We start from the raw sequence: 12,706 nt of genomic DNA, 5'->3' as shown, positions 1-12,706 counted from the left end.
CGATGACAGCGAGAGTGTGGTCGGCGATTGTGGTATTCGCGCTGCTGCTCCCCTTCGCGCTCCCCGCCTCCGCCGACGTCGCCGTTCCCCAGCTCACCGGCCGCGTGGTCGATCAGACCGACACGCTCTCCAGCGCCGACATCGCCGCGCTGTCGCAAAAGCTGCAGGACTTCGAGAGCCGCAAGGGCAGCCAGATCGCCGTCCTGATCGTGCCGACCACGCAGCCGGAGACGATCGAGCAGTTCTCGATCCGGGTGGCGGAGGCCTGGAAGATCGGCCGCAAGAAGGTCGACGACGGCGCGATCCTCGTCGTCGCCAAGAGCGACCGGCACTTGCGCATCGAGGTCGGTTACGGCCTCGAAGGCGCTCTGACCGACGTCACGTCGCGGCGGATCATCGATGAGGTCATCACGCCGAAGTTCAGGGCAGGCGATTTCGCCGGCGGCATCTCCGACGGCGTCGACCGCATGATGCGGGTGATCGAAGGAGAGCCCTTGCCGTCTCCCTCGCGCACCGCGAACTTCGCCCACAATCTGGACGACCTCGTACCGGTGTTTGCCGTGGCGCTGTTTGCCTCGATCGGCGTGGGCGGCTTCTTCCGGGCGATCCTGGGACGGTTGCTCGGATCACTGGTGACCGGGGGCATCATTGCGGCGGTGACCTGGGTCATCCTCGGCTCCGCAGCGCTCGCCGCCGCCGTCGGCGTGCTCGGCTTCATCATCGGTTTCATCGCCGATCTGTTTTCGGCGATCACGCCGGGCACCGGCCGCTCGCGCGGCGGCTCCTGGTCGAGCGGCTCGTCGGGAGGCGGCTGGAGCAGCGGATCGTCGAGCAGCGGCGGGTTCAGCGGCGGCGGGGGCAGTTTTGGCGGCGGCGGCGCCTCGGGGAGCTGGTAGCGGTCATGAGCATCAAGCGCATTGCCAGACATCTCGTGCAGTATCATTGGCGGGCAAGGCAGATATTTCCGCCAGACGTCCTCGCCCGCATCGAGCAGGCGATCAGGCGCGGCGAAGCCACCCATTCCGGCCAGGTTCGTTTCGTGGTCGAAGGCGCGCTCGACGGCGTGCCGCTGTTTCGCAACCAGCCGGCGCGGGCGCGTGCGCTCGACGTGTTCTCGCACTTACGCATCTGGGACACCGCGCACAACAACGGCGTCCTGATCTATCTCCTGCTCGCCGATCGCGACGTCGAGATCATCGCCGATCGTGGCATCGACGCGAAGGTCGGCGCGGCGGGCTGGGAGAGCATCTGTCACGCCATGGAGTCGGAGTTCGCCTCCGGCCAATTCGAGCGCGGCGTCATCGGCGGCATCGAAGCGGTGTCGCGCCAATTGGCGCGGCATTTTCCGCCGCAGGCCTCGCCCGCGAACGAGCTGCCGGATGCGCCGGTCGTGATGTGACGGACTGTGATGTGAGGGGCGGGTGCTGCCCGCTCCGTCATTGCGAGGAGCCGTTGCGACGAAGCAATCCAGACTGCTGGATTGCTTCGCTGCGCTCGCAATGACGATGTGGCTAGAGCGGGCGCTCGATCTATCACCGGCGCGTAGCCTCATTCCTCCGCCGTTCATCTTGCCCCGGTTACAAATTGTTTCACGCCCGCCACACCGGTTCCATCTTCCCGGCCTAATTCGGCCCCGGATAATTTCCTAAAACTTCGGTAAGCGGGTCCCAAGGTAAGGATTTCGCAAGCAATGAAAGTTACCAAAAGGTCAATCCAGAGCGGAGTATTTGAACCGTGAGCGAACCAATGGCTGAGCAGGCTGCCCAGGACAACAGCGTCGTCGAAGCCGGGACGACCGTGCCGCAGGCTGTCGAGGCTGCCGGGATCGACGCCCCCTCGATCGCGCCTGACCACGAGGCGCCGCCGAAGCCCGACCCGGTGAAGGTCGAGCCACCGAAGATCGAGGTGCCGAAGATCGAAGCCAAGGTCGAGCCCAAAGCCGAGAGCAAGCCGGAGCCGAAGCCCGGCAAGCTCATCGTCATGGCGCCCTCGGAGCGCAGCTGGGACCGCGAGGATTCTGCTCCGCATATGAAGGCGGACGCGCTGCGCGAGGCCGGCAGCAAGCGGCGCCTGTCGGCGATGGCCGCGGTGGTGGCGATCGCAGCCGGTGTCGGCGCGATCAGCGGCGCGCTCGCAACCGCCGGCATGATGCATTTCGCAAACCCCGCCCAGGCGCCGGTGCAGGTCACTGATACCAGCGCGCTCGATGCTTCGGTTGCGCGGATCGATGCCGATCTCGTCGCGCTCAAGGCCAATGTCGAGCACAGCTCGAAGACGGGTCTCAGCCAGTTCAATCGCGCCAACGACCGTCTCGACAAGCTCGAGAAGGCGCAGGCCGAGCCGCTCGCCAGGATCGCAAAGCTGTCGGAAGCGGTCGACAAGCTGCGTGTCACGCCGCCCGCCGCGCCGGCGCAGGCTGCCGCAGCTGCGGCGCCCGCGAAGGAGATCACCGGCTCGGTCGCGCCGACCCAGGTTGCGACCGCCGCCGCAGCGGCCCCGGTGGCTGCCGCTCCCAAGCCCGAGGTCGGCCGTCTGCCGACTATCGAAGGCTGGCGGCTGCGCAACGCCGGCAACGGCGGTGCGCTGATCGAGGGCCGCGATGGCCTCTACGAGGTCTATCCCGGCGACCCCATCCCCGGCGTCGGCCGCGTCGATGCGATCCGCCGCCAGGACGGCCGCTGGGTGGTCGTCACCAGCAAGGGGCTGATCGTCGCACGCTGAGCGTCCGATATTCGACTTCGAAGAGGCGTTTCACCAGCATGTGAGGCGCCTTTTTGCTTGAATAGGTGTCCCGGCGCGGTGTTACCTAAGGCATGAGCCGCGCGCTGCGAATTCTCGTTGCTGCTGCCGTGTTGCTTGGCGGCGCCGCCTCGTCGTCGGCCGCGGAAACCGCACAGCTGACGCGCGGCACAGCAATCACCGATCCCGATCTGTTGCGCAAGCTCGACGACGGCGACGTCCTCACGATCGCGCGCCTGCTGGCGCCGGAGCGCAAGGCGGACGGTCCGCTGACGACCGACCGGCTATTCGCGGCGCTGCCGCAGCTCAAGGAGATTCCTCCCGCGATCGACGCGGAGCTCGAGCGCTACATCGCCAGGCAGAAGGCGGCTTGGCCGACCGAGACCATCGGCACCGGCGAAGGTTTCGACGTGCAGCTGTTCGATCGGGCCAATCTGACATCGCCCGACACGCGCTTCGTGCTGGCCGGCATCGTCAATCGCATGGACCGCGCCTATGTCGCCGAAGAATCTTGCGGCGAGATCCGGTTGATCTACCGGCTGACGCGGTTCGACGGCGGCAAGCCCGCGACGCGCCTGCCGATGACGTTCAATCTGGTGCTGAAAGCGCGGGATGCGCGCCAGAGGGAGGGGAACGGCAAGCCGGTCAGCTGCGCCGAGATCGCGCGGCGCTGGCTCGACAACGGCAACTGGCAGGAGCTGATCGGTGGCCGGGACGATGCCATGCTCGACCGCATCGAGACCAACATCCAGCTCTCTGTCGCGCCGAAATCGGCGCTACACGATTTCCGCTCCGACTATCTGCTCAAGGTGTTCAAATACGACGCCGCGACGAAGACGTTCGCGGAGGCGGTGCTCGAGAACCAGATCGACCGCGCCCGCATCCTTGCCGACGAGGCGCTCCGGCGCGATTTCAAGCACTGGCTGCTCGCACCCGGGAATCTGCGCGAATTCGATCGCGGCACGGTGCTGATCCCGGAAAGATTCCTGGCCAAGGCTGCGGTGGTGCCGACGCCCGCCGGCCTCGACGCTTCCGCGCTGCAGCCCGAGTTCGGCATGGTGCAAGGAGAGGAGAAAGGCGAGGGCGGCGACCCGGTCTTCACCGATGACGACGTGGTCGGCGCGCTGAAGCAGGCCGCCGCGCGCGGAGACATGCAGAACATCCGCTCGGTCGCGGGCTTTCAGCGTCGTCTCAATGACGTCACCTGCTCAGGGTGCCACCAGACCCGCGGCATCGGCGGCTTCCATTTTCCAGGCGTCGACTGGCTCGCCGACAAGCCGTCCAACGCGGCCATCGTGCCGGCCTCGCCGCATTTCGTCGGCGATCAGCTGCGTCGCCGCGACATCCTGACCGCCTTCGCCGCGGGTAAACGTCCTGATTTCTCACGCGGATTCGCCAGCCGGCCGCAGACCCGCGGCAGCCGCGAGCTCGCTGGAAGCGAGTATCAGGACGGCTGGGGCGCGCATTGTTCCCTTGCAGATGCGGGATCGGGAACGCCGGACAAGAGTTTTACGTCATGGAACTGTGCTAACGGTCTCAGCTGTCAGGCCGCCGCGGCCTCGCGCCGCATCGGCATGTGCTTCATCAAGACGCGTTAGCCAACAAGCGATTTGGATGATTCATGATGGATACGGGCAACGCCAACAAGGCGCGCAATCGCCAGATCGCGCAGAACGAAGAAGCCAAGCAGGTCGCCGGCAGCGCCCGCGTCAGCGTCTGGGCGATCGCGATGGCCGTCGTCGTCGGCGGCATCCTGTTCACGCTCGGCTGGCTGTCGCTGCGGTAGGATCTGTCGACTGAGTCTCGGAACGAGCCGCGAGGGTCGCGTCGCCCCGCTTGCGGGGAGAGGCCGACGCGCGAAGCGCGGCGGGTGAGGGGGACTCTCCGCGAGTCTCGCCGTCACCGTCCCCGTGGAGACTCCCCCTCACCCCAACCCTCTCCCCGCAAGCGGGGAGAGGGAGAAGAAAGAGCCCCTCATTTCGCGTAATTCGTCATCCGCTTGCCCGGCAGCAGCTCATAGGCCGGCTTCCAGCCGGGCAGGGCGGCGATGCGGCCGAGCCAGGCGTGGATGGCGGGATGGCTCGTGGCGAAGTCGAACCCGTGCTCGTCGCTAGGGTAATGCAGGTAGGCCATCATCGAGATATCGGCGACCGTCGGCCTTGCGCCGATCGCGAAGTCGTTGTGCTGAAGATGCCCGTCGAGAATGCCGAGGAAATCCTCAAGCCGGCGGCGAAAATGCTTCAGCACCTGCTGATCGTTCTTCTCGGTGAAGGCGCGCATGAAACGATAGGTCGCCATGTAGCCGGTGAGCTTGTGGTTGTCCCAGAACAGCCAACGCAGCAGCTCGAAGTTTTCGTTCTCGGTCTCGGCGCCGAAGCGGCCATATCGCTCGGCGAGCTTGAGCAGGAGCGGCGCGGTCTGCGTCATCTTCACGCCGTCGATCTCGAGCACGGGAATCTCGCCCATCTCGTTCACCGCCTTGCGCCATTCCGCCGTGCGCGTGACGCCGCCGGCAAAATCGGTCCAGACCGGCTCGAACCTCTCGCCGCACAGCGTCAGCATCAGCGCCAGCTTGTAGCTGTTGCCGGATTCCGGGAAGTAGTGCAGGCGATAGCTGGGCATGGGACCTCGCGACGTTGATGTCTTGCCGAATATTATACCGGGATGGTCCTGCGCCGTCATTGCGAGCGCAGCGAAGCAATCCAGCAATGCATCTGCGCGCGCGAGCTATTTCGCTATCGTCGTCCCGGACAAGTGCAGCGAAGCGGAGCGCTGAACCGGGACGACAGTGGAGTGCGAGGCGCCGCCTTAGCCGACAGCCCCCGAACCCCGCAGCTGCTTGATCGCCGCCTCGTCGTATCCCGCCCCGCGCAAAATCTCGTCGCTGTGCTCGCCGACGGCGGGCGGCTTGCGCGGCTGCACCTTCTTGGTGCCGTCGATCCAGATCGGGCTGCTGATGGTGAGCATGGTGTCGTTCTCGAACGGCACCAGCACCTCGTTGTCGAGCATCTGCTTGTCGTTCGGGATGTCGTCGAGAACGGCGACGACGCCGAACACGAGGCCATTGCCGTCGAGGATCTTGCGCCATTCGGCGAGGTCCTTCGTCGCAAAGGTCTCGTCAAAGATCCTGATCAGCTCGACCGAGCGGGCGTGGCGGTCGGCCTTGGTGGCGAAGCGCGGATCGGCGATCAGGTCCTCGCGCCCCAGGCACTTGGCGAGCGTCGGAAACTGCTTCTCCTCGCTCAGCAGGGACAGGATCAGCCAGCGGCCGTCCTTGCACTGGTAGTGGTTGGCGACCGCATTCAGCGCGCGCTCGCGCGAGCGCCGCTCGCCGAACTTGGCTCCGCAGAGTTTTGCCTGCGCCAGCACGCTCGCGGCCCACACCCCGTTCGCCATCAGATTGGAGGCGACATGCGAGCCCTTGCCGGTCTTCTCGCGCTGGTACAGCGCGGTGACGATGGCGCCGTAGAACGCCATGGCGCAGGGATGGTCGCCCATGCCGGCGACCGAGCGCGCCGGCGTGGTGTCGGTGTCGGCGCGGACCAGATCCATCAGGCCGGAGCGCGCCCAATAGGCGTTGCTGTCGAAGCCGGGCTTGTTGGCCTCCTCGCCCTTCTCGCCATAGCCGGTGAAGGAGGCGTAGATGAGCCGGTCATTGAGATGGGCGAGATGGTCATAGGTGATGCCGAGCTTGGCCCGCACCGGCGGCGGCATGTTGGTGATGAAGACGTCGGCTTCTGCCACCAGCTTGTACAGCACGGCCTGCGCCTCCGGCTTGGCAAGGTCGAGCGCGATGCTCTTCTTGTTGCGGGCTTCCAGCAGCCAGGCGAAATTGTGCTCGCCGGTCGGATAGCCCGGCAGGTTCGGCAGGTTGCGATAAGGGTCGCCGGCGCCGGGCGGCTCGATCTTGATGACGTCGGCGCCGAAATCCGACAGCACGGTCGCGGCCGCGGGCGCTGCGATGAAGCTCGCGCAGTCCAGAACCTTCAGGCCGGCAAAAATGCCCTTATCCATCGCAGCGTCGCTCCCTTGGCTTCGGTCGTTTCCCGCGCGCTGGAATTGCCGCGGGCCGGTGGTAGGAGCCATTAGACCGATGTTTCCGCGGGATGCAACGGCGCCCGGCGCAGGGCCTCACTCCTCGCCCGCAAGCAGCGCAGCGTTGCCGCCGGCAGCAGCGGTGTTGATGGTCACCGTCTGCTCGGTGGCGAAGCGCGCGAGGTAATGCGGGCCGCCGGCCTTGGGGCCGGTTCCGGAGAGGCCGTTGCCGCCGAACGGCTGCACGCCGACCACGGCGCCGATCATGTTGCGGTTGACATAGATGTTGCCGATCTCAGCGCGATCGATGATGGCTTCGACGGTGTCGTCGATGCGGGAGTGGATGCCGAGGGTGAGCCCGTAGCCGGTGCGCTCGATCGCCTGCAGCACGCGCCCGAGGTGTTCCGCACGATAGCGCACGACATGCAGGATCGGGCCAAAAACCTCCTCGGTGAGCTGGCCGGCGTCCTTGAGCTCGAAGATGTGCGGCGCGACGAAGCAGCCCTCCGGTGCGTCGCCCGCAAAGTGGAGTTTCGCCTCGCGCTTCATCCGCGCGACATGCGCATTGAGGCGCTGCTTGGCCTCGAGGTCGATCACCGGGCCGACATGGGTCGCGACATCGGAGGGATCGCCGATCTTCAATTCGCGCGCAGCGCCCGCGATCATCTCGATCATGCGGTCGGCAACGTCCTCCTGCACGAACAGGAGACGCAGCGCCGAGCAGCGCTGGCCGGCGGAACGGAACGCGGAGGTGACGACGTCGTCGGCGACCTGCTCGGGCAACGCGGTGGCATCCGCAATCATCGCGTTGATGCCGCCGGTCTCGGCGATCAGCGGCACGATCGGCCCGTCCTTGGCGGCGAGCGTCCGGTTGATCAGGCGGGCGACCTCGGTCGAGCCGGTGAAGACGACGCCCGCGATGTCAGGATGCGCCGTCAGCATCGCGCCGATCTTGCCGTCGCCGGTGACGAGATGCAGCGCGGTTCCGGGGATGCCGGCCTCGTGCAACAGGGCGACGGCTTCGCGCGCGATGCGCGGCGTCTGCTCCGCCGGCTTTGCCACCACGCTGTTGCCGGCCATCAGCGCGGCCGCGACCTGACCGAGGAAAATCGCCAGCGGGAAATTCCATGGCGAGATCGCAACGAAGACGCCGCGGCCGCGCATCGCGAGCGCATTGCTCTCGCCGGTCGGGCCGGGCATCGCGGTATCAGCGCCGAACAGCTTGCGGCCTTGCGCAGCATAATAGCGGCAGAAATCCGCGGCTTCCCGCAGCTCCGAGAGCGCATCGTCGAGCGTCTTGCCGCCCTCGGCTTGCAGCAGCGCGATGAAGCGGACGCTGCGGCTCTCCAGCAGATGCGCCGCCTGCTCCAGTGCCGCCGCGCGCGTGGCCGCCGGCGTCCGGCTCCAGGCGGCAAAGCCCCCGCGCGCCGCAGCGACTGCCGCATGGGTCTGATCCGGCGTGGCATCGGCGATGGGCTTGAGGTCTACGGCCTCGGCCTTCACGCCGGCCAGCAATTGGTCGAGCGCGAGGCGCGCGCCGAATTCGACGCCGCGCGAATTGCGCCGCTCCGGCGCGAACAGGTCGGCCGGCAACGGAATCCTGGAATGAGCTGCCGCCTGCGGCCGGACAATGGCATCCGCCGGACGCTGCAGCAGTGCCGTCACCGGCACGCGATAATCGGCAGCCTGCGCCACGAAGGAGGAGTTGGCGCCGTTCTCCAAGAGGCGCCGCACCAGATAGGCCAGCAGGTCGCGATGGCTGCCGACCGGCGCATAGGTGCGGTAAGCGATGTCGGGCTTCTCCTTGGCGAGCTGCTCGTACAGCGCCTCGCCCATGCCGTGCAGGCGCTGGAATTCGAAGCCGCCGCCGCTCGCGGCGAGCTCCAGCACGGTCGCGACCGTCAGCGCGTTGTGGGTGGCGAATTGCGGGAAGATGCGCGGTCGCAGGGCCAGCAGCTTCGTCGCGCAGGCAACGTAGTTCAGGTCCGTCATCGCCTTGCGCGTGAACACGGGATAGCCAATGAGCCCGCGCTCCTGCGCGCGCTTGATCTCGGTGTCCCAATAAGCGCCCTTGACCAGGCGCACCATCAGCCTGCGGTCATGCGCGCGCGCAAGTGCATCGACATGGTCGATCACGGCGGCGGCGCGCTTCTGATAGGCCTGGATCGCAAGGCCAAATCCGTCCCAGCCTTTGAGCGAGGAATCGGCGAGCGTTGCCGCGATCACGTCGAGCGACAGTTCCAGCCGGTCGGCTTCCTCGGCATCGACGGTGAAATTGAGGTCATGGGCCTTGGCACGCTGCGCCAGATCGAGCAGCAGCGGCACCAGCTCGGCCATCACCCGCGCGCGGCTGATCGCCTCGAAGCGCGGATGCAGCGCCGAGAGCTTGACCGAGATGCCGGGCCGGTCGGGCAGGGAATGAGTGCCTGCGGCCTTGCCGATGGTTTCGATCGCGCTGGCATAGGCATCGAAATAGCGCGTCGCGTCGGCCGCCGTGCGCGCGCCTTCGCCGAGCATGTCGAAGGAATAGCGCGACTTCTGGCCGGAGCGCGGCTGCGCCCGCTCCAGCGCCTGCTCGATGGTCTCGCCGAGCACGAAATGATTGCCCATCAGCCGCATCGCCTGGCGCGTCGCGGTGCGCACCGCCGGCGCTCCCAGCCGCTTGACGAGGCGGCCGATGGTGCCGTCGGGCGTTTCGCCGGGCTGGATCACCCGCGCGGACAGCCCGAGCGCCCAGGCCGAGGCGTTGACCAGGAAGGCCGTGGACTTGGTCTCGTGGTGGATGAAGTCACCCTCGCCGAGCTTGTCCTCGATGAACTGGTTGGCGGTGCGGGCGTCGGGCACGCGCAGCAGTGCCTCGGCCAGCACCATCAGCGCGAGGCCCTCCTTGGTCGAGAGCGCGAACTCCCGCAGCATGTCCTCGACCCCGCCAAGATTACCTGCAAGCCGATCGTCGCGCTTGCGGATCGCCTCGATCAGCCGGGTCGCGGTCCGGTCGATCCGGGCTTCCTGCGGCGGGGAGAGATGCGACGCCGGCAACAGCTGCGCAGCAAGCTCGGCATCGTCCGGCGAGTAGGGGGCGGCAAAGGGAGGCGGGATGTTCGGCATGGCGTGTCCTGTGGCTGAGTTCAGGATAAAGCCCGCGTGACCGTAGTTCGATAGACAATCTAGCAAATTTGCCTTAGAAAACGAAGATCGATGGGCATATGACCTCAGATAATATGGAACTAGATAGGATCGACCGGAGAATCCTCTCGATTTTGCAGGAGGATGGGCGGATCGCCAATGTCGACCTCGCCGAGCGCATCGGGCTGTCGCCGACCTCGATCGGCGAGCGGCTGAAGCGGCTGCAGCGCGAGGGCTTCGTCGAGGGCTACGGCGCGCGGCTCAACCCGCATCGGCTCGGCCTTGGCCTTCTGGTGTTCGTCGAAGTGCTGCTCGACAAGACCACGCCCGACAATTTCGAGCGGTTCGCGCGCGCGGTGAAGCTCGCGCCGGAGGTGCTGGAGTGTCACATGGTTGCCGGCGGCTTCGACTATCTTGTGAAGGCGCGGCTCGCGGACATGTCCGCCTATCGACGCTTCCTCGGCGAGACCCTGCTGTCGATGCCGGGCGTGCGCGAGACGCGGACCTATGCGGTGATGGAAGAGATCAAGCGCGACGCACCGTTGCCGGTGGGCTGACGAAATGTCGTCGCGATTGTCATTGCTGCGGCGTCGAACAAGCGGTCTTCGCAGGAAAAATAGCTATCCTCGTGCAATCGCAACGCCTGTCGTCGAATGCACTGGCCGTCTTCTGAAATTTTCTTGGCCCGCTCCCGGAAGGTGATCCGGGAGGCAGCAAAGGCTGGCGGGCTTATACTTTGAGGTTCTCTGCGGAAGTCTTGCCCCGGTTTGCGATCTCTTCGTATTCCACCGTCTGTCCCTCGTTCAGGGTCGACAGACCGGCCTTCTGCACTGCCGAGATATGCACGAACACATCCTTGCCTCCCGACGCAGGCTGGATAAATCCATAACCCTTCGTCGGGTTGAACCACTTGACCGTACCTTTAGCCATCACGACTTCTCCGCGGGTCTTCCTCCGAAATCTCCGAACCGCCAGTCCCCGCCAACCGGCCGGTTCGGTCCTAACAGGATACGCGGAATGTGGCGGGCTTGGTAGCTCAAACCACATCGGCATTTCGCCGAATTCCGCTCAACTTCGCGGCGCTTTTGCCGGTTTTGCCCGTTTCGCGGTCAAACAGCCCGCGTGCTGCGCGCTGTCAGTCAATACGTCGCGGCCAGGAAATCGACGATCTTGCCGACATCTGCATCGTCGATCGGCGCGCCATAGACCTTGATCATCTTGGTCACCTCGGCCTGCCAGAAGCCTTTCCTGTCCTTCATCGGCGGCTGCGTCTTGATGTAGTCGGCCGAGTGGCAGGCGCTGCAATTGCCCTTGACGACCTCGAGGCCGGGGCCCGGCTTGAACGCGGCGACCTCATCAGGGGTCTTGTAGTTGACCGGCGCGGCAAGTGCCGAACCCATCGCGGCGACAAGGCCGAGCGAGACGGCGAGGAGAACGGTGCGCTGCATGATCATTCTCCCTCAGGCGGCCGTCACGCGGACGGTCTCGACCACGTTGCGCAAATAACCCGCCGGGTTCCAGCGCGGCGTGTCCGGCTGCGTCTCGCCGCCATTGCCGGTGGCGCGCACCTTGAGCTCAACGCTGCCCGCCGCGAGCTTCACCGGCAACTTCCATTCGCGGAAGGCGTATTTGCCGAGATCCTTGCCGAGCTTGGCGTTCACCCAGCTCTTGCCGCCGTCAGTGGAGACCTGGACCTCCCTGATGCCCTTGCCGCCGTCAAAGGCGATGCCGCGCAAGGTCACAGCTCCCGCCTTCAGCTTGGCGCCGTCAGGCACGCTGGTGATGAAAGAGCGGATGGTGAAGCGGTTGATCGGGATGGTCGCCTTCGGCGCGGTGCCGGGCTCGACCGCGTTGTTCGGTGTATCCGGAATGCGATAGGCCGACTTCATCCAGAAGCCGTCATAGACATTGTCGATGACGGTGATCTCGTTGAGGTGCTTGACCCAGTAGGTGCCGTAATAGCCGGGCACGATCAGGCGCAGCGGGAAGCCGTTGAGGAACGGCAGATCCTCGCCGTTCATGCCGTAGGCCAGCATGACCTCGCCGTCATTGGCGTGATCGATGTCGAGCGCCTTGACGAAGTCAGGCGTCTTGTCGCTGACCGGCCCGTCCATGCCGTTGAATGTGACCTGCTTGGCGCCGCTCTGCACGCCGGCCATGTCCAGCACGGCTTTCAGCGGCACGCCGCGCCAGCGCGCACAGCCCATGGCGCCGTTGGCGAGCTGGCCGCCGGCGACGCGCGGCTCGAAGAAGCCGCGGCTGTTGCCGGAGCACTGGGCGACGGCGACGATCTCCGTCGACTTCATCTTCCGGATGTCCTTCAGCGAAAGTTTGAGCGGCTTGTCAACCTTGCCCTTGACCTCCAGCGTGAATTTGTCGGGATCGAGATCGTAGGGCAGGTCGGAGAGGTGATAGCGCACGAAGAACGCGTTGTTCGGCGTGATCGGACCGTCGTTGAAGATCGCAAACGGCGTCTCGAGCTGCGGCGGCCGGCTGGTGAGGCCGATCATCGGCCGCTTCTGCGGGTATTTCACCAGCGGCCGTTCGCCATTGGCGAACGGAAGCGTGACGGTGCCGAGTGCCGACGCCCTCGTGGCATTCAGTGTGGCCGCAAGAGCGGTCAAGCCCGCTCCCTTGAGCAGGTCGCGTCGATCGAACATCCTCGTCTCCTCCCGGAGCCTTTCTTCTGTCAGCGGCCATCACCGCGGACCCGCGCTCATCTGTTGCAACGATCGGAACGAAGTCAATTCGTGCTTTCGCAGCAGGCCCATTCCGCTGCGTCGCAGCAGGCCGGTGTTACGCGGCG

Annotated in this window: 12 protein-coding genes; 6 read left to right on the top strand and 6 right to left on the bottom strand. The window is 65.9% G+C overall.

Annotated elements, in window-relative coordinates:
- The first annotated feature begins 2 nt into the window (after positions 1-2).
- From WI560_RS26865 to WI560_RS26845, 5 genes are all read left to right on the top strand, one after another.
- Entirely contained in the window at positions 3-896 is an 894-nt protein-coding gene (locus WI560_RS26865; RefSeq protein ID WP_375305609.1) for a TPM domain-containing protein, read from the top strand.
- A gap of 5 nt (positions 897-901) precedes the next feature.
- A complete protein-coding gene (locus tag WI560_RS26860) occupies positions 902-1,399 on the top strand; it encodes a TPM domain-containing protein (RefSeq protein ID WP_375305608.1) in 498 nt (165 codons plus the stop codon).
- Between the two features lie 347 nt (positions 1,400-1,746).
- Positions 1,747-2,721: a hypothetical protein gene (locus WI560_RS26855; protein WP_375305607.1), complete on the top strand. Its 975-nt coding sequence runs from the start codon at positions 1,747-1,749 to the stop codon at positions 2,719-2,721.
- 92 nt (positions 2,722-2,813) lie between these two features.
- Positions 2,814-4,337 carry a hypothetical protein gene (locus tag WI560_RS26850; protein ID WP_375305606.1) on the top strand — a complete coding sequence of 508 codons (1,524 nt, stop codon included), beginning with the start codon at positions 2,814-2,816 and terminating at the stop codon, positions 4,335-4,337.
- A gap of 23 nt (positions 4,338-4,360) precedes the next feature.
- Positions 4,361-4,525 (top strand): hypothetical protein, encoded by a 165-nt coding sequence (locus WI560_RS26845; RefSeq protein WP_375305605.1) that lies wholly within the window; start codon positions 4,361-4,363, stop codon positions 4,523-4,525.
- Between the two features lie 188 nt (positions 4,526-4,713).
- Here WI560_RS26845 and WI560_RS26840 read toward each other — a convergent pair whose 3' ends face one another.
- The 3 genes from WI560_RS26840 to putA form a co-directional block, all read right to left on the bottom strand.
- Positions 4,714-5,361, bottom strand: coding sequence for a glutathione S-transferase family protein (locus WI560_RS26840; RefSeq protein ID WP_375305604.1), 648 nt, complete (start codon positions 5,359-5,361; stop codon positions 4,714-4,716).
- A gap of 186 nt (positions 5,362-5,547) precedes the next feature.
- On the bottom strand, positions 5,548-6,753 hold the full coding sequence (locus tag WI560_RS26835; RefSeq protein WP_375305603.1) for a CaiB/BaiF CoA transferase family protein: 1,206 nt from the start codon (positions 6,751-6,753) through the stop codon (positions 5,548-5,550).
- A gap of 117 nt (positions 6,754-6,870) precedes the next feature.
- On the bottom strand, positions 6,871-9,882 hold the full coding sequence (gene putA / locus WI560_RS26830; protein ID WP_375305602.1) for a bifunctional proline dehydrogenase/L-glutamate gamma-semialdehyde dehydrogenase PutA: 3,012 nt from the start codon (positions 9,880-9,882) through the stop codon (positions 6,871-6,873).
- A 113-nt stretch (positions 9,883-9,995) separates the two neighbouring features.
- Here putA and WI560_RS26825 point away from each other — a divergent pair, with 113 nt between their 5' ends.
- On the top strand, positions 9,996-10,457 hold the full coding sequence (locus WI560_RS26825) for an Lrp/AsnC ligand binding domain-containing protein (RefSeq protein ID WP_257197898.1): 462 nt from the start codon (positions 9,996-9,998) through the stop codon (positions 10,455-10,457).
- A gap of 172 nt (positions 10,458-10,629) precedes the next feature.
- Here WI560_RS26825 and WI560_RS26820 read toward each other — a convergent pair whose 3' ends face one another.
- The 3 genes from WI560_RS26820 to WI560_RS26810 all read right to left on the bottom strand — a co-directional run bounded on the left by WI560_RS26820 (position 10,630) and on the right by WI560_RS26810 (position 12,560).
- Positions 10,630-10,830 carry a cold-shock protein gene (locus WI560_RS26820; protein WP_008563500.1) on the bottom strand — a complete coding sequence of 67 codons (201 nt, stop codon included), beginning with the start codon at positions 10,828-10,830 and terminating at the stop codon, positions 10,630-10,632.
- Positions 10,831-11,039: 209 nt separating this feature from the next.
- On the bottom strand, positions 11,040-11,348 hold the full coding sequence (locus tag WI560_RS26815) for a cytochrome c (RefSeq protein ID WP_375305601.1): 309 nt from the start codon (positions 11,346-11,348) through the stop codon (positions 11,040-11,042).
- Between the two features lie 12 nt (positions 11,349-11,360).
- The gene (locus tag WI560_RS26810) at positions 11,361-12,560 is read right to left on the bottom strand and encodes a molybdopterin-dependent oxidoreductase (protein WP_375305600.1); all 1,200 of its coding nucleotides are present in this window, start codon (positions 12,558-12,560) and stop codon (positions 11,361-11,363) included.
- Between the last annotated feature and the right edge of the window lie 146 nt (positions 12,561-12,706).

Source organism: Bradyrhizobium sp. A11, from assembly GCF_042077125.1.
Lineage (GTDB): Bacteria > Pseudomonadota > Alphaproteobacteria > Rhizobiales > Xanthobacteraceae > Bradyrhizobium > Bradyrhizobium japonicum_B.
This window is presented reverse-complemented; position numbering and strand designations above follow the sequence as displayed.